General features: G+C 49.2%; 25 protein-coding genes. 9 read left to right on the top strand and 16 right to left on the bottom strand.

Annotated elements, in window-relative coordinates; translation table 11 throughout:
* Positions 1-5: 5 nt before the first annotated feature.
* Positions 6-2690, top strand: a complete 2685-nt coding sequence (locus tag RBH92_RS07475; RefSeq protein ID WP_307931501.1) for a cation-transporting P-type ATPase — start codon at positions 6-8, stop codon at positions 2688-2690.
* Between the two features lie 62 nt (positions 2691-2752).
* Here the strand turns inward: RBH92_RS07475 and RBH92_RS07470 are convergent, their stop codons facing one another.
* The 6 genes from RBH92_RS07470 to RBH92_RS07445 all read right to left on the bottom strand — a co-directional run bounded on the left by RBH92_RS07470 (position 2753) and on the right by RBH92_RS07445 (position 8915).
* Positions 2753-4078, bottom strand: coding sequence for a cytochrome c peroxidase (locus tag RBH92_RS07470; RefSeq protein WP_307931500.1), 1326 nt, complete (start codon positions 4076-4078; stop codon positions 2753-2755).
* Positions 4079-4619: 541 nt separating this feature from the next.
* The gene (gene trmB / locus RBH92_RS07465) at positions 4620-5291 is read right to left on the bottom strand and encodes a tRNA (guanosine(46)-N7)-methyltransferase TrmB (protein WP_307931499.1); all 672 of its coding nucleotides are present in this window, start codon (positions 5289-5291) and stop codon (positions 4620-4622) included.
* Positions 5292-5321: 30 nt separating this feature from the next.
* Positions 5322-6143 (bottom strand): thiazole synthase, encoded by an 822-nt coding sequence (locus RBH92_RS07460; protein WP_307931498.1) that lies wholly within the window; start codon positions 6141-6143, stop codon positions 5322-5324.
* Between the two features lie 42 nt (positions 6144-6185).
* Positions 6186-6389 carry a sulfur carrier protein ThiS gene (gene thiS / locus RBH92_RS07455; protein WP_292925372.1) on the bottom strand — a complete coding sequence of 68 codons (204 nt, stop codon included), beginning with the start codon at positions 6387-6389 and terminating at the stop codon, positions 6186-6188.
* Positions 6390-6880: 491 nt separating this feature from the next.
* Positions 6881-8392: a YifB family Mg chelatase-like AAA ATPase gene (locus RBH92_RS07450; protein ID WP_307931497.1), complete on the bottom strand. Its 1512-nt coding sequence runs from the start codon at positions 8390-8392 to the stop codon at positions 6881-6883.
* 256 nt (positions 8393-8648) lie between these two features.
* Positions 8649-8915, bottom strand: coding sequence for an accessory factor UbiK family protein (locus tag RBH92_RS07445; RefSeq protein ID WP_307931496.1), 267 nt, complete (start codon positions 8913-8915; stop codon positions 8649-8651).
* A gap of 224 nt (positions 8916-9139) precedes the next feature.
* On the opposite strand from RBH92_RS07445, the gene RBH92_RS07440 reads away from it, so the two are divergent.
* Genes RBH92_RS07440 through RBH92_RS07425 form a run of 4 tightly spaced genes read left to right on the top strand, consistent with a single transcriptional unit; the run spans position 9140 to position 12555 of the window.
* Positions 9140-10144, top strand: coding sequence for an aminoglycoside phosphotransferase family protein (locus tag RBH92_RS07440; protein ID WP_307931495.1), 1005 nt, complete (start codon positions 9140-9142; stop codon positions 10142-10144).
* Between the two features lie 19 nt (positions 10145-10163).
* On the top strand, positions 10164-10874 hold the full coding sequence (gene murU, locus RBH92_RS07435; RefSeq protein WP_307933940.1) for an N-acetylmuramate alpha-1-phosphate uridylyltransferase MurU: 711 nt from the start codon (positions 10164-10166) through the stop codon (positions 10872-10874).
* Positions 10875-10882: 8 nt separating this feature from the next.
* The gene (pepP, locus tag RBH92_RS07430; protein ID WP_307931494.1) at positions 10883-12190 is read left to right on the top strand and encodes a Xaa-Pro aminopeptidase; all 1308 of its coding nucleotides are present in this window, start codon (positions 10883-10885) and stop codon (positions 12188-12190) included.
* Positions 12187-12555, top strand: a complete 369-nt coding sequence (locus RBH92_RS07425; RefSeq protein ID WP_292925377.1) for a hypothetical protein — start codon at positions 12187-12189, stop codon at positions 12553-12555. Before pepP ends, RBH92_RS07425 begins: the two co-directional genes overlap by 4 nt.
* A gap of 24 nt (positions 12556-12579) precedes the next feature.
* Here RBH92_RS07425 and lgt read toward each other — a convergent pair whose 3' ends face one another.
* Positions 12580-13410 carry a prolipoprotein diacylglyceryl transferase gene (gene lgt / locus RBH92_RS07420; protein ID WP_307931493.1) on the bottom strand — a complete coding sequence of 277 codons (831 nt, stop codon included), beginning with the start codon at positions 13408-13410 and terminating at the stop codon, positions 12580-12582.
* A 94-nt stretch (positions 13411-13504) separates the two neighbouring features.
* Between lgt and ilvD the strand changes: the two genes are divergently transcribed.
* From ilvD to RBH92_RS07405, 3 genes are all read left to right on the top strand, one after another.
* The gene (gene ilvD / locus RBH92_RS07415) at positions 13505-15178 is read left to right on the top strand and encodes a dihydroxy-acid dehydratase (RefSeq protein WP_307931492.1); all 1674 of its coding nucleotides are present in this window, start codon (positions 13505-13507) and stop codon (positions 15176-15178) included.
* Between the two features lie 223 nt (positions 15179-15401).
* Entirely contained in the window at positions 15402-15713 is a 312-nt protein-coding gene (locus tag RBH92_RS07410) for a c-type cytochrome (RefSeq protein ID WP_307931491.1), read from the top strand.
* Between the two features lie 102 nt (positions 15714-15815).
* A complete protein-coding gene (locus tag RBH92_RS07405) occupies positions 15816-16232 on the top strand; it encodes an OsmC family protein (protein WP_307931490.1) in 417 nt (138 codons plus the stop codon).
* Positions 16233-16320: 88 nt separating this feature from the next.
* Here RBH92_RS07405 and RBH92_RS07400 read toward each other — a convergent pair whose 3' ends face one another.
* The 8 genes from RBH92_RS07400 to RBH92_RS07365 form a co-directional block, all read right to left on the bottom strand.
* Entirely contained in the window at positions 16321-16683 is a 363-nt protein-coding gene (locus RBH92_RS07400; protein ID WP_307931489.1) for a hypothetical protein, read from the bottom strand.
* Positions 16684-16847: 164 nt separating this feature from the next.
* Complete coding sequence (gene lipA / locus RBH92_RS07395) at positions 16848-17795, bottom strand: lipoyl synthase (protein WP_307931488.1); 948 nt, start codon at positions 17793-17795, stop codon at positions 16848-16850.
* On the bottom strand, positions 17792-18400 hold the full coding sequence (gene lipB, locus RBH92_RS07390; RefSeq protein WP_307933939.1) for a lipoyl(octanoyl) transferase LipB: 609 nt from the start codon (positions 18398-18400) through the stop codon (positions 17792-17794). The genes lipA and lipB overlap by 4 nt, the downstream gene beginning before the upstream one ends.
* 66 nt (positions 18401-18466) lie before the next feature.
* Positions 18467-18733, bottom strand: coding sequence for an HP0495 family protein (locus RBH92_RS07385; protein ID WP_292925385.1), 267 nt, complete (start codon positions 18731-18733; stop codon positions 18467-18469).
* Positions 18734-18756: 23 nt separating this feature from the next.
* Positions 18757-19623 carry a D-amino acid aminotransferase gene (locus RBH92_RS07380; RefSeq protein ID WP_307931487.1) on the bottom strand — a complete coding sequence of 289 codons (867 nt, stop codon included), beginning with the start codon at positions 19621-19623 and terminating at the stop codon, positions 18757-18759.
* Between the two features lie 29 nt (positions 19624-19652).
* Positions 19653-20774, bottom strand: coding sequence for a D-alanyl-D-alanine carboxypeptidase family protein (locus RBH92_RS07375; RefSeq protein WP_292925387.1), 1122 nt, complete (start codon positions 20772-20774; stop codon positions 19653-19655).
* Positions 20775-20866: 92 nt separating this feature from the next.
* Positions 20867-21412 (bottom strand): NUDIX hydrolase, encoded by a 546-nt coding sequence (locus RBH92_RS07370; RefSeq protein WP_307931486.1) that lies wholly within the window; start codon positions 21410-21412, stop codon positions 20867-20869.
* 36 nt (positions 21413-21448) lie between these two features.
* Positions 21449-22267, bottom strand: coding sequence for a DUF2914 domain-containing protein (locus RBH92_RS07365; protein ID WP_307931485.1), 819 nt, complete (start codon positions 22265-22267; stop codon positions 21449-21451).
* A gap of 120 nt (positions 22268-22387) precedes the next feature.
* Between RBH92_RS07365 and ligA the strand changes: the two genes are divergently transcribed.
* Positions 22388-24415, top strand: coding sequence for an NAD-dependent DNA ligase LigA (ligA, locus tag RBH92_RS07360; protein ID WP_307931484.1), 2028 nt, complete (start codon positions 22388-22390; stop codon positions 24413-24415).
* A 15-nt stretch (positions 24416-24430) separates the two neighbouring features.
* On the opposite strand, the gene RBH92_RS07355 is transcribed toward ligA, so the two are convergent.
* Complete coding sequence (locus RBH92_RS07355) at positions 24431-25006, bottom strand: hypothetical protein (protein WP_307931483.1); 576 nt, start codon at positions 25004-25006, stop codon at positions 24431-24433.
* Between the last annotated feature and the right edge of the window lie 16 nt (positions 25007-25022).

The raw sequence follows: 25022 nt of genomic DNA, 5'->3' as shown, positions 1-25022 counted from the left end.
TATAAATGATCAATTGGCATAGTCTCTCAGCGCAGCAGGTTTTACAGACATTAGACACTAATGAGGCGGGACTATCGCAAGCGGAAGCGGAGCAGCGCATTGAGCGATATGGTGTAAATCGCTTGCGATCACCCAGTTCGCCAGGTTTTTTCATTCGTTTTCTTCTGCAGTTTCATAATGTTCTCATCTATATTCTGTTAATTGCTGCAGCAGTTACTGCGTTTATCGGACACTGGACTGATAGTTGCGTGATTCTGGCGGTGGTCATTATTAATGCGGTGATTGGTGTGATTCAGGAGGGTAAGGCCGAGAGAGCGCTGGCTGGTATTCGCAGCATGCTGTCAATCAATGCGTCTGTGTTGAGAGACAATCACCGCAGACAAATTTCAGCAGAAGCGCTGGTGCCTGGTGACATCGTATTGCTGCAATCGGGTGACAAAGTCCCTGCCGACATGCGGTTGTTCAGTTGTAAGAATTTGCGGGTCGATGAAGCAATTTTGACCGGTGAATCACAAGCCGTTGAAAAGGGAATTGAATCAGTTTTGGAATCGGTTGCAATCGGCAATCGCGATTGTATGGTGTATTCCGGTACGCTGGTGGTTTTTGGACAGGCTACCGGGGTTGTGGTCGGAACCGGTCATCACACCGAGATCGGGCGTATCAGCACGATGCTGGAGCAAGTCAATAAACTGTCGACACCGTTACTTAGAAAAATTGCGGAGTTCGGATTTCGATTGGCTGCTGTCACGCTCGTGTTGGTTCTGACTGTTATTCTGTATGGTTTGCTAGCACACGATTATGGCATTGATGAGCTGTTTATGGCGGCGGTGGGTATTGCGGTTGCCGTTATTCCGGAAGAACTTCCGCCGATTATGACCATTACGCTTGCGCTTGGTGTGCAACGCATGGCGCGCCATAACGCCATTATCCGGCATTTACCCGCAGTCGAAACGCTTGGATCGGTAACGGTCATTTGTACCGATAAGACCGGTACATTAACGCGGAATGAGATGACCGTGCAGCAAATCTTTACCGCAGATGATCGGTTACAGGTAAGCGGAGTAGGTTATGCACCGGAAGGGAGCTTCAGTTCGGATGGACGGGGAATTTTGATTGCAGAGCATGCAGATTGTATGGATCTATTGCGAGCCGGTTTATTATGCAGTGATGCAAAACTGCAGTTACAGGAAGATCAATGGATTGTCGACGGCGATCCGACGGAAGGCGCGGTGATTGCGGCAGCAATGAAAGCAGCGCTAAATCCGGTTCATGTGAGCGAATCATTACCCCGCACGGATGTTATTCCTTTCGAATCCGAACACCGCTTGATGGCGACCTTGCATCATTCGCATGACAACCAGGGTGTTATCTTTGTCAAAGGCGCTCCCGAAACGATACTGGCTTTGTGCAGCCGGCAACGAAGTCAGGGAAACAATTGTGCGCTTGATCTGGCGTATTGGAACAACACCATTCAGGAAGCTGCATGTTCTGGGCTACGGATGTTGGCGATCGCACAGCGCGCGGCGGAGCGGGATCAACAGATACTCCGGTTTTCCGATGTTCGGTCAAACTTTACATTACTGGGAATGGTCGGCATGACCGATCCGCCGCGTGAAGAAGCGGTTGCGGCTGTGAATCAATGTCATTATGCCGGTATTCGCGTCAAGATGATTACCGGAGATCATCAGGCGACAGCCAGTTCGATTGGCGCAAAACTCAATCTCGGTGATGGTCGTACAGTTCTAACCGGTGTTGCGCTGGATACGATGGATGATAAGGCATTGCGGCAAGCGGTTACGAACATCGATGTTTTTGCGCGTACCAATCCGGAGCACAAATTGCGTCTCGTTGCAGCATTGCAAGCGAATGGAGAAATCGTGGCGATGACGGGTGATGGTGTGAATGATGCGCCAGCTCTGAAACGGGCCGATGTGGGTGTTGCCATGGGACAAAAGGGAACTGAAGTAGCCAAGCAAGCCGCAGAAATGGTGCTCGCGGATGATAACTTTGTATCAATCGTGCACGCGGTGGAGGAAGGCCGTACTGTCTACGATAATATCAAAAAGACTATGGTCTATGTGCTTCCTACGAATGGCGGTGAAGCCGGTCTCATCATTCTGGCTATTTTTTTGGGCATAACGCTGCCTATTACTCCTGTCCAAATATTATGGATCAACATGGTTACGACTGTGACACTGGCTATTGCACTATCCTTTGAACCTCCGGAGGCGGATGTCATGCATCGGCCTCCACGCGATCCTGATGCTCCTCTGTTATCCGGTTTCTTGGTTTGGCGTATTGTTTTTGTTACATTATTGATGATCGGCGGCGGGTTTGGACTCACGATGTGGGAAACAATGCAAGGCTCCAGCATCGAATTCAGCCGGACGGTTTTAGTAAATTTGTTTGTCGTTTGTGAAATTTTATATTTGTTTAATTGCCGTTATCTGCTGGCTTCGGCGATGTCGATCGAAGGTTTTCTCGGCAATCGTTATGTTCTGATATCTGTCGGTATATTGATATTACTTCAAATTCTTTTTACTTACCTGCCTGTTTTTCAGTTAATTTTTGGAACAGTTGCGCTTGATGCCGATGCTTGGACAAGGATTCTTTCTGTCGGCTTAGTGTTATTCTTAATTATTGAATTTGAGAAATATTTATTACGACGCGGTGGCATGAAAGAATTATAGGGGCAATCGGCTCGGATTTCATCGAGTGATTGCCCCCATTAATTAGAGAGAAAGCGTTGGTTTTATAAAGCTGCAAGGAACGCGATCAGATCGGCTTTCTCGCTTTCGGTTAGCCCGATATTGAAGCGCGTATTGTAAAACTCGACAACTTCATGCAAATCTGCGGCAGAACCATCATGGAAGTAAGGCGGGCGTGATGCGACTGAGCGCAGGATGGGCCCTTTGAAACGGCCGATATCTTTCCACTTGCCGGTGATCAGGGCTCGACCGGGGTCGGTTGTTTTGATGATTTCGTTGGTTGTTTTATTTTTCAGCGTATACAAAGGCATATCCGGTGTACGGCGCGATTCGTCCGCGACACCGATATCCAATGGCATCGGTGTTGAATGATTCCCTGAATTAGGCGTGTTATGGCAGGTTGTGCAAGTACCAGGTAATACATTGATGTTTAAATCATCGTTAATCCCTTTAACGCCGCTGATTAAAATTGGCTTGGTATTGAAGAGCGCTTGACCGCGGGCAATAGCGGCACGGGCATTTTTGGCGCTGTTGGGTGATTTATTCGGTTTAATGTCGTTCCATTCGTTATAAAGCGTCATAACGATGGGATTAAAAGAGTCGTGAGTTATGTAGTCGCCAGCCAAAGTGTCATTAATGCCAAAATGATACTGTTGTTTTGCCAGTTCCTTAGGGCCGCCTTTAGCTTTTTCTGCCGTCAGGTTTCCGGCTTTGTCATCATGGATCTGCGCAGTAAATAAACCGAGTTCAAATGCCACGATCGCATCACGCTCTTCATCGGTTAAATCTTGAAGTGCTTCGGCGTGACCTAAAGTGGCGTGGCTGGCTTGAGTACTCAGATCAAACGATACCGGCGAGAAGCAAGTCGAAGTGTTATAGATACAATCACTGGAACCCGGCATTTGCGTTGTTTCTCGGCCGTCCCACATAACGGTGCTGAGGAATTTAAGATTGGTGGTCGGCATTGGACGTCGGAATAAAGATAATTCTGTTTCACTCGCATAACCATACGGATCGTCTGCTTCGACCAGCTCGAATTCAGCATCTGCAGGGATACCGATGCCAACCCGAATATTACCTTTGCTCAATAACATGCTGTATGCTTCGCGGCGTTTTTCTACGGAAGATACATCGGCAATCGGTGAATTGGCGCCGTCAACCAAGCGGAACAGCGGATCGAGTCCCTTGGTTTTGTTAAAAATCTTTTGCACACCTTCTGGTGTAATGGTCCATCCTTGCGTGGGGATATGACACGAAGCGCAACTGCGGCCATTAGAACCTAAGCTTTTGAAAAAAGGATTTTTTAGATCGATAAAACCTGCGGTGCTATAAGTCGCATCTTCGCCATGTTTGTTTTTTGATTTAAACATGTTTGGCAGTCGATCGCTTTTGTCTTCGTGGTCATCTTTCGCAAAAACTGGTGAAGACAGCATTAAAAATAATGCAGAAATTATTTGTATGCCTGATACCACTTTGTTTCTCATTCAAGGTCCTCCGGTTTTAAAAAAAATGAGCTAAATTTTTTTAAAATTTAGCTCGTCGGTGTTTCGGTTATCCACCAAAATGCTGGCGGTGCACAGTCCAATAAAAGTATGATTGACTTACTATAGTCAATATATACTGGGTTTTAGTCTAATCATAATCGCCGTCAGAAGCAGTGAGAAAAATCACAAAAGTATCAAGATCGCAAACGGATTCTGTTTTTCACTAGTGGCATTGGTATGAATCATTCTCTGTTACGTTGGCGATTCATTCTTGAATCACGCGGCTTTATTGAAAGGGGTTTTATTTTTTTGTGTGAGTTATTTAGATGAAAATAAAGTCTTGGGAAAAACTCCACTGAGAAAATATCAAGCAATAACGAGGAGATATAGATAGAAGATTGATAAAGAAAATTTTCGGAAATAGGGATTAATATTTGCAATAAAGCAGATCCCATACACCATGTCCGGATTTCAATCCGCGATGCTCAAACTTGGTGATTGGCCGGTAATCAGGACGCGGAGCGAAATCCTTGGCGGTATTGCGAAGCTGCCGCTCTTGATTGAGAACTTGTAAAATTTGCACAGCGTAATTTTCCCAATCGGTAGCGACATGAATATAACCACCCGGTTTGAGATGGGTGCATAAGCGTGAAACAAATGCTGACTGGATTAACCGGCGTTTATGATGGCGGGCTTTCGGCCATGGATCCGGGAAAAAGATGTGAATGCCATCCAGACATTCCAACGGCAGCATGCGCTGCAGCACTGCAACCGCATCGTGCTGAATAATGCGTAAATTCTTCAATTCATTTTGCTGGATTAGCCTGAGCAAACTGCCGACACCCGGGGTGTGAACTTCGATCCCGAGATAATCATTGGCTGGGTGCATTTTGGCAATGATCGCAGTGGCCTCACCCATTCCAAAGCCGATTTCAAGAATTTTGGGAGCCTGACGGCCAAATACTTGATTTAAATCCAGCAAGTTTTCGCTATAGGGTATGCCATATTGAGGAAGCAAGCTTTCACGAGCACGGCGCTGCGCATCCGATAACCGGCCCTGGCGAAGTACAAAACTGCGAATTGATTGTTGCGGTTGCATGAAACGAAGGATCTGCGATTATTCAAGAGTTCAATCAAGCTTGCTTGCCGGTTTTTTAGATAAAGCTTCGGCATTTACAATAACCCCATCGACAGGAGAACTCGGATTGGCGCTATATAGTTTTTTTGCCATGCGCCCGGCCAGATAAGCTTCGCGGCCGGCTTCTACCGCCTTCCGCATCGCCGATGCCATTAAAATGGGATTATTGGATGCGGCGATAGCGGTGTTCATCAGCACGCCATCACAACCAAGTTCCATCGCGATAGTAGCATCCGAAGCCGTGCCGACACCGGCGTCGACCAAAACCGGAATGTTTGCGTTTTCAATAATGATTTGCAGATTCCAAGGATTCAAAATGCCCATGCCGGAACCAATGAGAGATGCTAACGGCATCACGGCAACACACCCTAGTTCTTCCAATTGCTTGGCGATGATCGGATCGTCGGAGGTATACACCATGACTTGAAATCCTTCTTTCACCAAAATTTTCGCAGCTTCGATAGTTCCTAATACATTGGGGTATAGTGTTCTCGGATCGCCTAGCACTTCCAATTTTACCAAGCTGTGACCATCGAGCAATTCTCGCGCTAGGCGCAATGTCCGGACAGCGTCATCAACGGTATAACAACCGGCGGTATTCGGCAGCAACGTGTATTTGGAGGGCGGCAATACGTCCAAAAGATTTGGTTCGTTGGTGTTTTGTCCAATATTGGTGCGCCGGATTGCAATGGTTATTATTTCAGCACCGCTCGCTTCGACCGATATGCGAGTTTCATTGAAATCTTTATATTTTCCTGTGCCAATAAGTAAGCGGGATGAATAAGACTTACCGGCAATAACTAAATTGTCCATAACTATGCTATTGAATATCGAAGTATATTGTGGAGTCGATCATTAACCGCCACCAACAGCGACGACGACTTCGATGTGATCGCCATTAACTAACAATTCCTCTGAAAAGCGGCTGCGTGGCACGATTTCGCCATTACGCTCGATAGCAATGCGCTTACCCTTTAATGAGAGGTGATCGACTAATTGAGCCACATTGATTGGTGACTCAAATTGCTGCAGTTGTCCGTTAATTGAGAGTTGTACCATGGGTGATTAAACCGGGATTGAAATTTTCAGTGTACTGAATGCGCTGCTTCGGTTAGCAGATTTTATCATGCGAGAGATCGTAAATTTTGATAATTTGATTGACGAATTGGTTTTCTGACGAATGCCAACAAAGCAGTGGTATCGCAAATTCAGACAATCCGTTAAGTGGTAAGCCAAGAAGATGTACTGCCAGGCAGTTTTTCTGTCAGCGGGAGAGCTTGCGCTGATCCGCAGAGTGCTCGTATTATACCCACGCTAATGAAGCGAATGAGGATTTATGCGATTGTATCGCAAGCTCGGCACCAGTAAGCGGCATCAGGCGCATCCAGTCTATCCGTATACTGCCAGCATGTCATAGCGATTGTAGACACCAGGCATCTAAAGATATGGCGCAACAGCTTGCAGAAGAGCCGGTGTCAGGTTCAGAATGAAAGATCGAAGGATTAATATCAGGTTTTATAATCAGAGTTTTAAAAAATGCAATATAAAACCTATTGCTTATCCAACCTGCGATACTGAATCGCTTCTGCAATATGCTGATTGGTGATTTTTTCACTCCCGGCCAAATCCGCAATGGTCCTCGCCAGTTTCAAAATTCGATGATACGCACGCGCCGATAAATTCAAACGGTTGATGGCGTGTTTCAGCAGATTCTCGCTGGCACTGTCGAGTGCGCAGTGCTGATCGATTTCTTTGACGCTCAGGTTGCTATTGGTTTTTCCTTGCCGGTTCAGTTGTAATTGATGAGCTTTCTCTACACGCTGCCGGATGGTGCGGCTTTTCTCACCGGTAATTTGCTGTTTCATTAGTTCCTGCTGCGGTACTGCCGGAACTTCGATTTGCATGTCGATGCGGTCGAGTAATGGGCCGGAGATTCGTCCGCGGTAGCGGGCGATTTGGTCGGGGGTGCAATGACAACGCCCTGAAGGATGGCCCAAGTAACCGCAGGGGCAGGGATTCATCGCAGTGATCAGCTGGAAACGTGCAGGAAATTCAGCCTGACGAGCGGCACGGGAGATGGTGATTTTGCCGGATTCGAGCGGTTCACGCAGGACTTCTAGGACTTTGCGGTCGAATTCCGCGAGTTCGTCGAGAAACAACACGCCGTGCATGGCGAGTGAAATTTCACCGGGGCGCGGGTGGCTGCCGCCGCCAACTAAAGCAACCCCTGATGCGGTATGGTGCGGGGCGCGGTAGGGGCGTTTTTTCCAGTTCTCGATATTGAAGCTGCCGAATGCGAGCGATTGGATCGCAGCGGATTCCAGCGCTTCGGCTTCGGTCATCGGCGGCAAAATGCCGGGAAAGCGGGTTGCCAGCATCGACTTGCCGGTGCCCGGCGGGCCGATCATCAGCAGACTGTGGCCGCCGGCGGCTGCAATTTCCAGCGCACGCTTCGCGTGTGCTTGGCCTTTGACGTCATCGAGATCGGGATAGCTGGCGTCTTGCTTGCCGGTGGCATTTCCGGCGCCATTCCGATAAATCGGTAATGGTGTTTGTCCGGTCAAGTGGGCGCAGATTTGCAGCAATGATTGGGCGCCATAGATCGTCGCGTTATTGACCAGCGCCGCTTCTGCGGCATTCTGTTGCGGCAGTACGAAGCTGCGCCCGGATTGCGAGGCGTTATAGGTCATTGCCAAAGCACCGTGAATCGGGCGCAATTCTCCGGTCAATGCCAGTTCTCCCGCCCATTCGTATTGATCTAGGCGATCGTCTGGGATTTGTCCAGTGGCTGCGAGTATTCCCAACGCAATCGGCAAATCGAAGCGGCCGCTTTCCTTGGGCAGATCGGCAGGGGCCAGATTGACGGTAATGCGTTGCGGCGGGATCTTGAATTGCGCGTTTTGCAACGCTGAACGAACACGGTCTTTGCTTTCCTTCACTTCGGTATCGGGCAGACCGACGATGGTGAAACTGGGTAAACCGTTAGCGATGTGCGTTTCCACCGTCACCAGCGGAGCTTGAATACCCGATAGCGCCCGGCTATACAGAACGGCAAGCGACATTGGCTTGACAACTAAGAAAATGCTGATTAATTGCCCGCGTAAGCGATTCGCTGCTTTGGGAGGTGCTCAGAAATTTGTCTATCGTTATGAGATGTCTCATTTCTTGTGCTCCGGCCGCCTTGCATTCCGTTTGCTCGGCGAATTAATCAGTGTTTTCCTGGCTCGGGCAGGCGGCGTGATTGAAAAGAATCGAAGGGCTACTCATTGCGGAAGCGCTGCAGAGCCCTTCGTTGAGTCTTTGAACTGATGTTTTGAGTTAATTCGTTGATTCGGGGTTGGTTGCGGGCGGGTTCAGCCGTGCTTCGAGTTCGGCCACTTTCGCTTCGAGAATAATGAGTTTTTCTCGCGTGCGCTGCAATACTTCTTGCTGGATATCAAATTCATCGCGAGTCACCAGATCCATTTTTGAAAATACACCTGATAACAGCACTTTGACGTTCTTCTCGATATCCTTGGCAGGGCTGTTCTGCATGATTTCGCTGACTTTGGCATTGATTTCGTCGATGACATTTTTGTTTAACATGATTATTCTCCTTATTGATGAATTTACCAGTTGATCAGCAAATATAGGCTACGTGATAAAATTCGCAGTGGCCCGTCTTTATAAACACTGATTATCTACTGTTATTGAACAAGGTTCCAGTAGTAAGGTGCGATTGTTATTTTGCCACGCGCATTGCAATCGCTGAATAGATGCACCCCCTTAGCTGCTGGTTTTTTATAACGGTTAATCGCCCGGATACATAAATGGAACGTTTACGCTTGCTTGAAAGTTGGTTGAAAGAACAATTCCCAGCGAAGTCTTTTACGCTGCAACCGGCATCGGCGGATGCCAGTTTTCGCCGGTATTACCGCGTTACCTTCGAAGATCGGTCATTGATCGCGATGGATGCGCCGCCGCAACATGAGGATTGCACGCCGTTTTTGCGCGTCGCGGAAATTTTGGCTGGTTGCGGTGTGCATGTGCCGGCGATCATGGCGCGGAATCTGGATTGCGGATTTTTATTACTATCGGATCTTGGTAATACAACTTTTTTGCAAGCTTTGGCTGAAGAACCTGATCGTGTTAATGAGTTATACAATGCAGCCACCGATGCGCTGGTCAAAATGCAGTTGTCGCACCATGCAGAAAGTTTGCCGCCGTATGATGAGACGTTGTTGCGAAGGGAACTCGATTTATTTCCGGATTGGTATATCGCCAGACATTTGCAAGTGGAATTGACCAGTGACCAGTTAGAGGTGCTGAACACAGTCTTTGCCAAAATTCTGCAAAACAATCTCGCGCAGCCAAGAGTTCTGGTTCATCGGGATTATCATTCCCGCAATCTCATGCTAACAACGCCCAATCCCGGCATTATTGACTTCCAGGATGCGGTATCGGGTCCGATTACCTACGATTTGGTTTCGTTGCTGAAAGATGCGTATATTCGCTGGGAAGAGGAACGGATATTGGATTGGGCGATCCGTTACTGGGAAAAAGCGCGTAAAGCCGGTTTACCGGTTAGCGCTGACTTTGCGGCTTTTTACCGGGATTTCGAATGGATGGGGGTGCAACGTCATCTGAAAGTGCTGGGGATTTTTGCCCGGTTGAATTACCGCGATGGAAAAGCCATGTACCTGAACGATATGCCGCTGGTGATGGAATATTTACGCAAAGCCTGCGAACGCTATATTGAATTGAAACCATTGCTGGATCTGCTGGATGAAATACATCCGGCCATGCCGGACCGGACCATTGGCTATACCTTCTGAGCGGCCTTCCTATAAAGCGATGATTCTTGCCGCCGGGCGCGGCGAGCGCATGCGTCCGCTGACCGATAATGTGCCGAAACCCTTATTGAAAGCGGGCGGTAAAGCGTTGATCGAATATCAGCTCATTAATCTGGCGCGCGCCGGGTTTGTTGATATCGTGATCAATCATGCATATTTGGGTGAAAAGATCGAACAAGCCTTGGGGTCTGGCGAGCGTTATGGTGTTAATATCCAATATTCTCCGGAAGCGGTGGTTTTGGAAACCGCCGGCGGGATTGCCAATGCATTGCCGTTGCTGACCGGGCAGTCCGGTAACGTACCGTTTTTGGTAGTCAACGCGGATATTTATTGTGAAATGGATTATGGATTACTGATTCCGGTCTTGCGTGCGATGCAACATCAATCCAGCCAGTTTCTGGCGCACTTGGTGCTGGTTGATAATCCGGCGCATCATAGCGAAGGCGATTTTGCAGTGCGGGATGGTTTGGTAACACTGGCAGAAGCGGGTCGATTGACATTCAGCGGTATCGGCGTTTATCAGCCGCAATTATTTCAGGATATCGAACCGGGGCGGGCCGTGAAACTGGCGCCGTTGCTGCGGCATGCTATGGCGGAAGGGAAAGTCGGCGGGCAGCATTATTCCGGACAATGGATCGATGTGGGCACCCCGGAAAGACTGAAGATACTTGATGAACAACTGAGCTTTAATAGTAAGCTCAATGACACTTAAATGTAACTATGACGCAAATGCAACCGTTTATCGCGCGCCGCAAGCTTTTTTCCGGAAAAATGCAGAATGGCGTTGCGATCATTCCCACGGCTCCGGAGCGGATACGCAATCGGGATGCGCATTATCCGTATCGCTTTGATAGCTATTTTTATTACTTAACTGGTTTTCGCGAACCCGAGGCAGTGCTGGTGATTATCGCGGCAACCGGCCAGGAACCGGCAAAGCATATTTTGTTTTGCCGTGAAAAGAATCTGGAACGCGAAATTTGGGATGGCTATCGTTTCGGGCCGGACGCGGCCAAAGAAGTTTTTGGTTTTGACGAAGCCTATCCACTTGCCAAGCTCGACGAATTGCTTCCGGGTTTGTTATCCGGTCAGCTTGCGGTTTATACAGCGCTGGGGCAGGATCCAAACTGGGATCAGCGCGTTACCGGCTGGTTGAACCGCGTACGGGATTTAGCGAGAACCGGCGTCACCGCGCCGCGGGAGATTTACGATTACCGGGCCATACTCGATGAAATGCGGTTGATAAAAAGCACCGATGAGTTGCAAATCATGCAGCGTGCCGCGGATATTTCGGCGCAAGCCCATCAACGCGCGATGCAAGCGGTGTGTCCGGGAATGCGGGAATATGAGATTGAAGCCGAGTTGCTGCACACTTTTTACCGGCATGGCGCGCAAGCGCCGGCGTATACTTCGATTGTCGCCGGCGGCGCCAATGCGTGTATTCTGCACTATGTCCAGAACGATGCCGAACTCAAATCGGGGGATTTGTTATTGATCGATGCTGGATGTGAATTGAACGGCTATGCTTCCGACATCACCCGGACATTTCCGGTCAACGGCAAGTTTACTGCAGCACAACGCGATGTCTATCAGTTGGTTTTGTCGGCTCAAGCGGCTGCGATTGCCGAAGTGAAACCGGGCAGCCGCTGGAACGATCCGCATCAAGCAGCGCTGCAAGTGCTCGCGCAAGGGTTTATTGATCTGGGGTTATGCCGGGGTAGTGTCGACGAGGTGCTGGAATCCGAAGACTATAAACGGTTCTATATGCACCGCACCGGACACTGGCTGGGTATGGACGTGCACGATGCCGGCGAGTATAAACAACAAGGCGAATGGCGCGAGCTGCAGCCGGGTATGGTGCTGACGGTGGAACCGGGCTGTTATATCCGTCCGGCGGATAATGTTTCCGAACATTTCTGGAATATCGGTATCCGCATCGAGGACGATGTGGTGGTAACGCCGTCCGGGCATGAATTGTTAACGGAGGCCGCGCCTAAAACCATCGTTGCCATAGAGGAGCTTATGCAATGAAAGACGAAGAGAACAAGATAATTATCCACCGGATTTCCAGCTATCAACAGGATGAATCCGGAGAGTATCGCCGCGTGCCGGTTTCTCCGCTGAATCGCTGGCTTACTTATGCCATTATGATTCCGGTCATCGCCTTGTTGGCGGTGCTCGGTTTTTTCTTTTTTGCCGCATTTCTGGCGCTACTGGCGGTCGCGGTGGTGGTAGTAGGAATCCGTTTCTGGTGGTGGCGTAGAAAATTCGAAGCTGCTAGGCAATCCCATTCCGAAGAACCGCACCGGCAGAGCGATAATGAGCAAACGGTGATCATCGAGGATGCGCAGATCATCGAGGAAACCGAAACCGATCGTACCGGGAAGAAACAATAGTGTCGCCTGCAAATCGTTGAATAACTATTTGCGTTGACGCTTCGGTGCCGGTTTTTTATGATTCTGCGGAGCGGTCATTTGACGCCGTGACCACAGCAGGGCGGCGATACCGGCAAGAATCATCGGAATCGACAGCCATTGTCCCATCGTGACACCTAACGTCATCACCCCCATGAAACCATCTTCCGGTTCGCGGAAAAATTCCGCAATCGAGCGGAAAACACCATAGCCAATCATGAACATACCGGTGACAGCACCGGTTGCGCGCGGTTTGGACGAATAAATCCAGATAATGATGAATAACAAGACGCCTTCCAGCGCGAATTGATATAACTGCGATGGGTGGCGGGGCAATTCGTCGACATGCGGGAATATCATGCCCCACGGCACATCGGTGGGGCGTCCCCATAATTCGGCATTGATGAAATTACCGATCCGGCCTGCTGCCAATCCTGGCGGAATCAATGGAGTGACAAAATCCGTAACCGCAAGCCAGGATAATTGATATTTTCGAGCGAGCACGATCATGGCGACGAAGACACCCAGAAATCCCCCATGGAATGACATGCCGCCTTCCCAGATAGCGAATATTTGTAATGGATGTTCCAGGTAATAGCCAAACTGATAAAACAATACATGGCCTAGTCGTCCGCCGAGGACTACTCCCAACATACCGTAAAATAAGGCATCATCCAGCATTTCATAGGTAAAGATCGCGTGCGGGTGGTGTTTGATGCGATATCGCCCCAGCAAAATGAATAATGCAAAACCCAGTAAATACATCAATCCGTACCAATGGATCGAAAGCGGGCCCAAGGAGATGGCTATAGGATCAATTTGCGGATGAACGAGCATAGTTTCGGCCTTATTTACGGTAAAATACCGCCTATTATAGCAAGCGCGGTTGCGCGCGCTTTTCTTATATTTTTCTTCTCACTCAGGAGCAAGCATGCCAGACAATAAACGGAGCCAGATTATCACCCAAGGGACACAACACGCACCTAGCCGCGCCATGTTACGCGCGGTTGGTTTCAGCGATGGGGATTTTAACAAACCGATTGTCGGCGTGGCTAACGGTTATTCGACGATTACGCCGTGTAATAAGGGACTGAACGACTTGTCGCTAAAAGCCGAATCGGCGCTGCGGCAAGCGGGCGCGATGCCGCAGATGTTCGGCACTATTACGGTATCGGATGGTATTTCGATGGGTACCGAAGGCATGAAATACTCGCTGGTGTCGCGCGAAGTGATCGCCGATTCGATAGAAACTTGTGTGCAGGGTGGTAGCATGGATGGCGTGATCGCCATCGGCGGTTGCGACAAGAATATGCCGGGCGCGATGATCGCGATAGCACGGATGAATGTACCGGCGATTTTTGTTTATGGCGGCACGATCAAGCCAGGGCATTATAAAAACCAGGATCTGACGGTGGTCAGTGTATTTGAAGCGGTAGGGCAGCATAGCGCGCATAAGATCGACGACGAAGAGTTACTCCAAATCGAACGTCATGCTTGCCCCGGCGCCGGCTCATGCGGCGGCATGTTTACCGCTAATACCATGTCATCCGCGTTCGAAGCCATGGGGATGAGCCTGCCGTATTCTTCCACGATGTCGGCAGAGGACCAGGATAAGCTCATCAGTGCCGGTGACTCGGCCAAGGTCTTGGTCGATGCGATCAAGAAACAGATCCTGCCTCGCGATATCATTACCCGCAAATCGATTGAAAATGCCGTTGCCGTGATCATGGCGGTTGGCGGTTCAACCAACGCTATTTTGCATTTTCTGGCAATCGCGCATGCAGCCGGGGTTGAGTGGCATATCGACGATTTCGAGCGGATGCGCGCCAAAGTGCCGGTGCTGTGCGATCTGAAACCTTCCGGGCGCTATGTCACGGCGGATTTGCACCAAGCGGGCGGTGTGCCGCAAGTGATGAAAATGCTGCTCAATCATGGCCTGTTGCACGGCGATTGCATCACCATCAGCGGACAAACGATCGCGGAAGTTCTGAAGGACATCCCCGATACACCGCGAGCGGATCAGCAAGTGATCCGCCAGTGGGACAATCCGTTATACGCGCAAGGCCATTTGGCTATTCTGAAAGGTAATTTATCGACGGAAGGTTGTGTTGCAAAAATCTCCGGCATCAAGAATCCGAAAATCACCGGTCCCGCGCGCGTGTTCGATTCGGAAGAGACCTGCATGGCGGCTATTATGGCGCGTAAAATCCAGCCGGGCGATGTCGTGGTGATTCGCTACGAAGGCCCGAAAGGCGGTCCGGGCATGCGAGAGATGCTGTCACCTACTGCCGCATTGATCGGTGAAGGGCTGGGTGATTCTGTCGGTTTGATCACCGATGGGCGTTTTTCCGGCGGCACGTATGGTATGGTGGTTGGACACGTCGCTCCGGAAGCTTATGTGGGCGGTGCGATTGCATTGGTGCAAGAAGGCGATTCCATTACCATCGACGCGGAACAACGATTGTTGCAACTGAATGTGCCGGATGATGAGCTGGCGCAACGCCGGACTGCCTGGCAACCGCCGCAACCGCGTTATTCGCGCGGGGTGCTGGCCAAATACGCAAAACTCGTTTCCAGTGCCAGTTCAGGCGCTATAACCGGTTAATTTATTATTTTTTATATTGCACGCCGGAACTTAATTATTTGCGGAAAAGTCTCACCAACGCTGTATCACCGGAGCTAGCAGCTGGTTCAGTAAGGTCAGTAAGGGTATCGGTTATAAACAACAAGTTTGATGCTGATGATTACAAACTTACAGGAATTGCTGCAAGTCTCTAAAGTTCGGGTTAGAATAACAACCCCTTTTATAATTTTAATAAGGAAGAGAAATGAGAAAAGTTTTAATTGGAGCAGTTGCTGCATCTGCTTTTTTATTAGTCGGTGTTGCACAAGCTGATGCTGATCTGGCGAAAAATAGTGGTTGCTTGAATTGCCACAATGTGGATACCAAATTAGTTGGTCCAAGCCTCAAAGATATTGCTGGTAAATACGCAGATCAAGCGGATGCTTCTGCTTATTTGGCAGATAAAATCCTTAAGGGAAGCAACGGTGTTTGGGGTCCAATCCCAATGCCGCCAAATGCTAATGTTAGCCCGGAAAACGCTAAAGTATTAGCTGATTTTATTCTGACACTGAAGTAAGCTTTTCAGAATTCAGAAAAGCCGACGCTTAACAGCGTCGGCTTTTTATTTGCACGGCTTTTTCTTGTTAGTGGAAATTTCTATAGAATCCTTAGAAAAAACATGAAGACTCGAATCAAATGGAATGGAAATGTAAGTTTTCTAGCCGAATCGGGAAGCGGTCATTCAGTATTGATGGATGGCGCACCGGAAGCTGGCGGGCAGAATCTCGGGCCGCGTCCGATGGAAATGCTGTTGATGGGCTTGGGCGGGTGCACGACTTTCGATGTGGTATTGATCCTGAAAAAAAGCCGGCAAGACATTACCGATTGTGTGGTGGAAATTGAAGCTGAACGCGCGCCGGTTGATCCGAAAGTATTTACCCGCATTCATTTGCACTTCATTATCTCCGGGAATAATTTGAATCCGCAGACGATTGAACGTGCCATCAATTTATCCGCTGAGAAGTATTGTTCGGCTTCTATCATGCTAAAGCAGACAGTAGCAATAACTCACGATTTTGAGATTGTTGATGTTTGAAGTCGCGTTTGCGGGTGTTTGGCACTGATCCTTTTGTTATTAAAGAATCAGTGCAAGATTCAAACAGAAGTTAAATGATTGTCCGTCATTAACGGGTTGTCAATGGATGATCTTCTTTCTTTTCCGCTTCCGTAACTGCACTGTCAGCTTCACCGTCACTGGCTAGTTTACTGCCGATATAACTGCCGGCCGCGGCTCCGGCCAAGGCTGGCATAGCCGATTGCAGCAATGAAGGTTTTTGCGTTGAAGCATTCGCGGCAGGCGCCGCTGCATTTGCAGCCGGTGCTTGAGCTGGTGCGGACTTGGCAGCAGGGGCCGCGGTTTTATTGGTTGGTGCAGGCGCGGACTTTGCGCTGAAACCACCTTTACCAACACCGCCTTTAGCTTTCTTGGCGTATACGTTAGTCGAAAACATCAGCGAGATAATAATCAGTAAAAGTATTTTTTTCATAAAATTCAAACCTGGAATATTCAATAGTTGTTTAATCGAAGCGCAATCGGGAATTCCTAACTTCCGCTGACATTGCAAACGAAAAGAACCCGATGCGCTATCATTTTGGAAATTTTTCCGAATCTTGTCAATTTGACGAAGTTTGTTGGATTTCTCAATCGGCGTTATTTCAATAGACCGGATTCATGCGCTTGCAAATCCGCATGATAACTGGAACGAACCATCGGACCACAGGCAGCGTGACTGAATCCCATCTCGATTGCGGCGTTCTCAAGCGCTTTAAAGCCATCCGGCGTGACATATCGCATGACTGGTAAATGACCGATGCTGGGTTGCAGATATTGGCCGATTGTCAGCATTTCGACTTGATGTTCGCGCAAATTGCGCAGCACTTCCAGAATCTCTTCGTCCGTTTCGCCCAAGCCGAGCATTAATCCGGATTTGGTTGGAATATGTGGAAACAATGCTTTGAAGTCTTTTAGAAGCTTTAATGAATGCATGTAATCCGCGCCAGGACGGCATTGTTTATAGAGCCGCGGTACTGTTTCGAGATTGTGATTCAATACATCCGGCGGACTTGCAGCCAGTTTCTCCAACGCGATTTCCAAACGCCCGCGGAAATCGGGTACTAAAATTTCTATCCGGGTAGTCGGTGAATGCGTGCGGATGGCTTGAATACAATCCGCAAAATGCTGGGCCCCGCCATCCCGCAGATCGTCGCGATCGACGCTTGTGATCACCACATATTTCAGCCGCATGGCGGCAATTGATTGCGCCAAGTGCAACGGTTCATTGGCATCCGGCGGTTTGGGACGGCCATGCGCAACATCGCAGAACGGGCAACGGCGCGTGCATAAATCGCCCAGGATCATGAACGTTGCGGTACCTTTGCCAAAGCATTCGCCAATATTGGGGCATGATGCTTCTTCGCAGACGGTGTGCAGCTTATGCTCGCGGAGCAAGCGTTTGACTTCATAATAATTTTCGCTGTTGGGAGAACGGACCCGGATCCACGAAGGTTTGCGTAATAATTCGGCCCGGGATTGCGGAGCGATCTTGATGGGGTTGCGGGCTGTTTTATCAGCGCCTTTTTGGCGAGTATCTGCGGTCATGTTGTGCGATCACCTATGTTCTTAAGAAGATTTTGTTGTAAAGAGTTTGCTAGTTTAGAACCAAGAATTTCCAATCCATCGGCAATGCCCAAGTTTTTAGTTTGCGTGACTTGTAGCCCCTGATAACCACAGGGATTAATGTATGAAAATGGTGTCAGATCCATATCCACATTGAGCGCTATGCCGTGATAGCAATAATTTTTCTTGATTTTTAAACCCAGCGATGCGATTTTGGCGTTACCGATATAGACACCAGGCGCGTCGTTGCGGCCAGCGGCAATCACGTGGTAATCCTGCAATAAATCGATTACGGCTTGTTCCATGTTCCGGACTAGCTCGCGAATGCCGAGTTTCAGCCGGCGCAAATCCAGCAATAAATAAGCTATCAACTGTCCTGGCCCGTGGTAAGTGATTTGCCCGCCTCGATCGGTCCGGATTACCGCAATTCCATGATCATGCAATAGATGCTCCGGTTTTCCGGCAATACCTTGCGTGAATACCGGCGGATGCTGCAACAACCAGATTTCATCTGGTGTTTGTTCATTGCGGTGGGCGGTGAAGTCTTTCATGGCTTGCCAGGTAGTTTGGTAATCGCATAATCCCATGGTTTTGACGATGAATTGTTGAGGCTTGTGCACGGGAAATTATGTGTATATCAGCGGCGGCAACGATCACAAAACGACCGCGATCAAGGGGTGGCTGGATAAAGCTTGATAGAGTGCATCGAGTTGATTGCGGGAGGTGGCGCGAATGGTGCAGGTGATGCTTAAATAAGTGCCATTTTTGCTGGCACGAACAGACATGGTTTCTGCATCAAAATCCGGCGCATGATAGCGGACGATAGCCAACGCCGTTTGTGTGAACTCGTGCTGCGCTTTTCCCATGATTTTTATCGGAAAATCACAAGGATATTCGATTAGAGAGGGTTGATCAGACATTGCGGATTATCAGTGATACTTTATCAATCATCGCTGCCGCACGAACGGCCGCGCATGTGCGTGGCTTTGTAATCCTGATAAAGTGTGTGCAGCCGTGCAAAAAGTTCACCGGGTTTGCCGCCGCCAACCGCTTGATTGTCGAGCAGGGTAATCGGCATAATTTCCTTGGTGGACGATGTTAAAAGAATTTCATCCGCTTTGCGGATTTCGTGTTCAGAAATTTGCCGGATCTCATGCGGAATGCCGTTTGCCGCCGCCAATTCCAGAACAACATCGTAAGTGATTCCCGGCAACATTAAATGACTTTTCGGCGGCGCTAACAAAACGTTATTACTGACGATAAAAATATTGCTGGCGGCGCCTTCGGTCAAAAAACTGTCGCGGATCAGGATCGTTTCAAGCGCGTGCACATCGACGGCAAGCTGGCGCAGCAAAACATTGGGTAACAACGAAATTGCCTTGACATCGCAGCGTATCCAGCGATTATCGATAGCAGTGATAGCGGATGCGCCGCTGGCGAGTAATTCCACCGGCGGCGGAAGCAATGGGTTGCTCATGATAAAAACGGTTGGCGGCACATTCACCGGAAAAGCATGATCCCGCTTAGCGACACCGCGCGTAATATGCAAGTAAATATATTGATCTTCGCCGTTATTCTTGGCAATGAGCTGTTCAAGCAAATTTTTCCATTCGGCATTGCTGAATGGATTTTTTAAGCGGATGCCGTCCAGACTATGTTGCAGGCGATTGAGATGCTCTTCAAGCCGGAAAGGTTTGCGCGAATAAGCCGGTATGACTTCATACACGCCGTCACCAAAAATGAAACCGCGATCGAGAACCGGAATATAGGCTTCTTCAAGCGGAACGAACTTGCCATTAAGATATATCATGCGAGAATTTTTATCGATTTACGATGAAATTAATTGAACAGCAATTTTACACTATCCCAGGCGCGTCCAATGAAATTAGCGGTATCAACATTTTCCAGCGAAACCAGCGGATAAGTTTCGACGACTTTATCGTCCAGCGTGAATTTGACCGTGCCGACTTCTTGCCCCATGCGGACGGGAGCGATTAATGGTTGCTTATACTCCATAGTGGCTTTTAATTTATCGGCTTGCCCTTTGGGTAAAGTGAAATAAACATCGCGATCGAATCCGGCTTTCAGTTCGTTTTGAGCGCCTTTCCATAAATGGATCGTAGCTAACGAATCGTTCTTTTTATATAAATGCAAAGTGTCGTAGAACTGGAAACCGTAATTGAGTAAACGCTGGCTTTCGATGCTTCGGGCATTGGCCGAATTGGCTCCAATAATCACTGAGATCAAGCGCCGCTTGTCGCGGGTGGCGGAGGTGATCAAACAATAACCGGCCGTCTTGGTCCAGCCGGTTTTCATGCCATCGACATGCGGATCCAGCCACAACAAGCGATTCCGGTTGGGTTGCGTGATGTTGTTATAGGTGTACTCTTTTTGCGAATAGAGTGGATAAAATTCCGGAAAATCACGGATGATCGCGGTTGCCAGCAGAGTTAAATCGTAGGCTGTGGTGTAATGATCCGGATCGGGCAGTCCGGTGGAATTGGTAAAATGCGTATTCTTCATGCCTAGCCGTTCGGCCTCGGCATTCATCAGCTTGGTAAAGTTTTCTTCCGACCCGACAACCGCTTCTGCGAGCGCAATACAGGCATCGTTGCCGGATTGCACAATCATGCCGCGGATTAACTCATCCACTGTTACCGGTTTATTCGGTTCGATGAACATGCGGGAACCGATCATGCGCCAGGCATTCTCCGAAACCGGAACCGCCTGCTCCAGCGAAATTTGATTTTGCTTCAAAGCTGAAAATACCACGTAAGCCGTCATGAGCTTGGTCAAAGATGCCGGTTCGATCCGTTCATGAGCATTTTGACCGGCCAATACTTGCCCTGTCTGAAAATCCGACAACAGATAGGATCTGGCGGCTATTTTAAGGTCTTGCTGCTGAGCAGATGCCGATGAGATGGTGAGGCACACAAGTATCAGTAGGAATAAATGCTTCATAAGGGTCTGAAGTCTACAAAAATAAACATTATAGCTTGCCATCCGAGAATCTAAAACTTTCGATTTTATGGTTATCAATACAAAGGGATAACTCAGGAATTGCTGCGGGGTTTGTCGATGATTCCCATATGAAATCCTAATTCTCCCTGCCTGCGCTCTTCGAAATATCGTTTCAACGGGTCATGGATGACGCGAAAAGCCATCTCATCCCACGGTATCTCCAGCTCACTGACAAGTTTGACTTCCAGGCTTTCAATGCCTGGTTTGAAATCAAGATCCAAGAGCCGCGCGCGGAATAGAAAATACACCTGGCTGATATGCGGTAAACTGTAGACCGTGAACAGATTCCCGATTTCAACCCGGGCATTGGCTTCTTCAAGTGTTTCACGCGCAGCCGCCTGGGCTAAAGTTTCATTATTTTCCATAAAACCGGCGGGGAGCGTCCACCAGCCGCGGCGAGGTTCAATGGCGCGTTTGCAAATCAAGACTTTATCCTCCCATTCGGGGATACATCCGACAACTATTTTGGGATTCTGATAATGAATCGTGTTGCAAGCCGTGCAAACATAGCGCGGTAAGCTATCGCCCTCGGGGATCGTCAATTCGACGGAAGCGCTACAATTGCTGCAGTATTTCATAACCAATCCTTACATGCGTTCTTTCTGCGGCAGGGATCAACGCGGTATGACATTAAATTCCCGTGCTGCCAATTGATTTTCCCGCTCGTCGATCAACTCGACACGCCATGAACCAAGCCGTCTATGATCCAGTTGCTTGCTGGCATGGGTGCGCCAATTGTTGTTCAGAACCTGCAACCGTAGTTGTGAATCCAGCTTGTTATTGTAGTACCAATCGATCCGGATATTTCTTCTTTGCTGATTTTTTAAGTGCACGTAGAAATAAATTGGCTTGGTTTCATCGGGTTTCAAATAAACAGCATCGATGGAATCAACCGGCTCTCTCGAGACAATGGCGCTACTCAACTGCGCTCTGAGCACCATGGAATGATCCGATGACAGGTGGGGCTTCGGTTGATTTGCGGTTTTAGGGGCTGAATTGACGGCAACAGGTTGTGACGGCGTAACATTGATTTCCGGTTTTCTACGCGGAACGGCGATCGAACGACCCGTGGCACCGATGGCCCCGGAATCCACGGGAATCGATTGAATCGTTTGCTCAGCATTGGTTTCATCGGATTCCGGTAAGGGGGGGTCCACTGGTATATCAAGTTCCAGCGGAATATTTTCAGAAGCAGCGGTATTCGCGGTCTCTGTATTGACCGGATCGCTAGGGGGCGATTGACTGGCGGAATTGCCAAAAAACAAATAACCCAGCAAAGCGAGTGCGGTCAGGAATAATACGACTGCAGCGGCAATTTTTCTCCAGTCCAATACTTGTTCATAAACGATCTCGGGTTCCGGATAAATTTCCTCGATGGCTTGCGGCGGTTGTTGCTGAATTTGAATACGGATTTTCAGGGTATTGTTGCTCATAGCGCGAATATCAGGACGGGCGGATAAACTGGGTCGGTTTTTGCTGGAGTGCGCAGTATAAAGGATTTTCGGTTAAGAACAGAAACAGCATTGCGTGGTGATTCGCTATACTTGGCAGATATGAATGAAAATATTGAAAAAATAAAATTCCATTTACAGCAGTTACGGTCGGAAATCGAGCTTCACAATTATCGCTACTATGTTCTCGATAACCCGGTCATTCCCGATGCGGAATATGACAAACTGTTCCGTGAATTGCAACAGTTCGAACAAGATTATCCGCAGTTGATCACCGCCGATTCACCGACGCAGCGTGTCGGTGCCGCGCCGCTCAAGGCATTTGCGCAAGTGACGCATCGCGTGCCGATGCTGTCATTGAATAATGCTTTCGACGATGCTGAAGTGGAAGCTTTCGATCGCCGGGTGCGCGAAGGCTTGGCCGTCGATTGTATCGAATATAACGCAGAACCAAAATTTGATGGTTTGGCGGTGAGCTTACGCTACGAAAACGGGCTATTTAAAACCGGCGCTACGCGCGGCGACGGTTATACCGGCGAAGACATCACGTTGAACCTAAAAACGATCCGGTCGATTCCCCTGAAGCTGCCGCTGAATGATCCACCAGCAATCCTGGAAGTGCGCGGTGAAGTGTTGATGCTGAAAAAGGATTTTTTGCGGTTAAATCAGCAGCAGCTGGTCAAGGGTGAAAAAGAATTTGCCAACCCGCGCAATGCGGCGGCTGGTTCGTTGCGGCAACTGGATCCGAATATCACCGCCAGCCGCCGCTTGGCCTTTTTCGCATACGGCATTGGAGACGCTCAAGACACGCGTATGCCGAAGACTACGCACAGCGATTTGATGGCTTATTTGAGCTCGCTGCATTTCCCTATCGCCAAAGAAAGTCAGGTAGTGATGGGATTAAAAGGGTTGCTGGAGTATTACCAGACCATTGCCGCAAAACGGGAAAGCTTGCCGTACGATATCGACGGTGTGGTTTACAAAGTCAATGTAATTGCGCAACAGGAACAACTCGGTTTCGTATCGCGCGCGCCGCGCTTTGCGATTGCGCACAAATTTCCGGCGCAAGAAGCGGTAACGAAACTGCTCGATATCGACGTGCAAGTCGGCCGCACCGGTGCATTGACGCCGGTTGCCCGGCTGCAGCCGGTATTTGTCGGCGGGGTGACAGTGACGAATGCGACATTGCATAACGCCGACGAAATTGAGCGCAAGGATGTGCGTATCGGCGACACTGTAATCGTGCGCCGCGCCGGCGATGTGATTCCGGAAGTCGTATCGGTAGTCGTGGAAAAACGTCCGCCGGATGCGCGGCTGTTTGCTATGCCCTCGAATTGTCCGGTATGCGGCGCGAAAGCGGTGCGCTTGCCGGATGAGGCGGTGTCGCGCTGTACCGGCGGTTTGTTCTGCCCGGCTCAGCGTAAGCAAGCGATACTGCATTTTGCGTCACGCCGCGCGATGGATATCGACGGTCTTGGAGAAAAGCTGGTCGATCAATTGGTCGACCAGGCGATTGTGCGGACACCGGCGGATTTGTACCGGTTAGGAATCGCCGCGCTGGCAAACTTGGAGCGCATGGCGGACAAGTCGGCGAATAACATTGTAAAAGCGATTGAAGCCAGTAAACATACGACATTGGCGCGATTCATTTATGCGCTCGGCATACGCAATGTCGGCGAAGCGACCGCGAAGGATTTAGCGGCGCATTTCGGCAACCTGGACCGGTTGATGGCAGCGGATATTGAAGAACTGCAGCAAATTGCGGATATCGGTCCGGTGGTGGCGCAAAGCATCGTGGATTTTTTTGCCGAGGCGCATAACTGCGAAGCCGTCGAGCAGTTACGCGCCAGCGGTGTGCACTGGGATGAGCATGCCGGCAGGCCGGCTGCTGTCTACTTGCCGTTGCAGGGGAAAACCTTCGTTCTGACCGGCGCGCTGCCGCACATGAGCCGCGATGAAGCCAAGGAAAAAATCGAAGCGCAAGGCGGAAAAGTCAGCGGCAGCGTCTCTAGTAAAACGGACTATGTCGTCGTCGGTGCCGAACCCGGCAGTAAATATGATAAAGCGGTCAGCCTGGGTATCACGATTCTGGATGAAGATGGTTTATTGAAGCTGTTGGATCATTCGTAAGAATACTGATCGTGCTTACAGTTGATTATCCTTGGATAAACTGAAAGTGCCGGTAAGTTCGCCATTGATGTTGTATTCATAAGTTCCGGCAGGCAATCCATAAACTTGCAGCGGCACGATTTTTTCAAAAGGCACCAGTGCCATCGTACACAAAGTTCCGGGAGGAATTAATGCATGATGCATGGCAATTTCAAATTTGTTGCTTTGCATGCGTTGATTGATTTGACCAAAACCTCCGCAGCCACTCGGAAAATTACCGCTGACTTTCAATAACACTTGAACAGGGAAAGACTCGATAACAATGGTTTCCACTTGATCAAGATAAACACCTTGCCCCGGAACGATCAAGGAATCCCGGAAATTTGTTAGCGTCCAGGTATTGGCAGCGGCATTGAATTGCAGTTGCACGTCTTGATAACGCCCCGCTTGAGCGGGCGTATCCACGCGTGGAATGATTAATTCTCCATCCTGATACAGCGGGTGCTCGATATCCGGTGTGGATCCGGAAAAAACCGGATTCATGAACCCAAAAGAACAAACTGTTGCTAAAAAAAACAGATAGAATCGATGCATGTCTTGATCCTCCATCATTCGATCATTGCATGAT

It is taken from the genome of Nitrosomonas sp. sh817 (assembly GCF_030908545.1).
Taxonomy (GTDB): Bacteria; Pseudomonadota; Gammaproteobacteria; order Burkholderiales; family Nitrosomonadaceae; genus Nitrosomonas.
This window is presented reverse-complemented; position numbering and strand designations above follow the sequence as displayed.

Coding starts and splice junctions, on each gene's coding strand:
- RBH92_RS07475 (WP_307931501.1), top strand. CDS start 6: ATGATCAATTGGCATAGTCTCTCAGCGCAGCAGGTTTTACAGACATTA.
- RBH92_RS07470 (WP_307931500.1), bottom strand. CDS start 4,078: ATGTTTAAATCAAAAAACAAACATGGCGAAGATGCGACTTATAGCACC.
- trmB (WP_307931499.1), bottom strand. CDS start 5,291: ATGCAACCGCAACAATCAATTCGCAGTTTTGTACTTCGCCAGGGCCGG.
- RBH92_RS07460 (WP_307931498.1), bottom strand. CDS start 6,143: ATGGACAATTTAGTTATTGCCGGTAAGTCTTATTCATCCCGCTTACTT.
- thiS (WP_292925372.1), bottom strand. CDS start 6,389: ATGGTACAACTCTCAATTAACGGACAACTGCAGCAATTTGAGTCACCA.
- RBH92_RS07450 (WP_307931497.1), bottom strand. CDS start 8,392: ATGTCGCTTGCCGTTCTGTATAGCCGGGCGCTATCGGGTATTCAAGCT.
- RBH92_RS07445 (WP_307931496.1), bottom strand. CDS start 8,915: ATGTTAAACAAAAATGTCATCGACGAAATCAATGCCAAAGTCAGCGAA.
- RBH92_RS07440 (WP_307931495.1), top strand. CDS start 9,140: ATGGAACGTTTACGCTTGCTTGAAAGTTGGTTGAAAGAACAATTCCCA.
- murU (WP_307933940.1), top strand. CDS start 10,164: ATGATTCTTGCCGCCGGGCGCGGCGAGCGCATGCGTCCGCTGACCGAT.
- pepP (WP_307931494.1), top strand. CDS start 10,883: ATGACGCAAATGCAACCGTTTATCGCGCGCCGCAAGCTTTTTTCCGGA.
- RBH92_RS07425 (WP_292925377.1), top strand. CDS start 12,187: ATGAAAGACGAAGAGAACAAGATAATTATCCACCGGATTTCCAGCTAT.
- lgt (WP_307931493.1), bottom strand. CDS start 13,410: ATGCTCGTTCATCCGCAAATTGATCCTATAGCCATCTCCTTGGGCCCG.
- ilvD (WP_307931492.1), top strand. CDS start 13,505: ATGCCAGACAATAAACGGAGCCAGATTATCACCCAAGGGACACAACAC.
- RBH92_RS07410 (WP_307931491.1), top strand. CDS start 15,402: ATGAGAAAAGTTTTAATTGGAGCAGTTGCTGCATCTGCTTTTTTATTA.
- RBH92_RS07405 (WP_307931490.1), top strand. CDS start 15,816: ATGAAGACTCGAATCAAATGGAATGGAAATGTAAGTTTTCTAGCCGAA.
- RBH92_RS07400 (WP_307931489.1), bottom strand. CDS start 16,683: ATGAAAAAAATACTTTTACTGATTATTATCTCGCTGATGTTTTCGACT.
- lipA (WP_307931488.1), bottom strand. CDS start 17,795: ATGACCGCAGATACTCGCCAAAAAGGCGCTGATAAAACAGCCCGCAAC.
- lipB (WP_307933939.1), bottom strand. CDS start 18,400: ATGGGATTATGCGATTACCAAACTACCTGGCAAGCCATGAAAGACTTC.
- RBH92_RS07385 (WP_292925385.1), bottom strand. CDS start 18,733: ATGTCTGATCAACCCTCTCTAATCGAATATCCTTGTGATTTTCCGATA.
- RBH92_RS07380 (WP_307931487.1), bottom strand. CDS start 19,623: ATGATATATCTTAATGGCAAGTTCGTTCCGCTTGAAGAAGCCTATATT.
- RBH92_RS07375 (WP_292925387.1), bottom strand. CDS start 20,774: ATGAAGCATTTATTCCTACTGATACTTGTGTGCCTCACCATCTCATCG.
- RBH92_RS07370 (WP_307931486.1), bottom strand. CDS start 21,412: ATGAAATACTGCAGCAATTGTAGCGCTTCCGTCGAATTGACGATCCCC.
- RBH92_RS07365 (WP_307931485.1), bottom strand. CDS start 22,267: ATGAGCAACAATACCCTGAAAATCCGTATTCAAATTCAGCAACAACCG.
- ligA (WP_307931484.1), top strand. CDS start 22,388: ATGAATGAAAATATTGAAAAAATAAAATTCCATTTACAGCAGTTACGG.
- RBH92_RS07355 (WP_307931483.1), bottom strand. CDS start 25,006: ATGATGGAGGATCAAGACATGCATCGATTCTATCTGTTTTTTTTAGCA.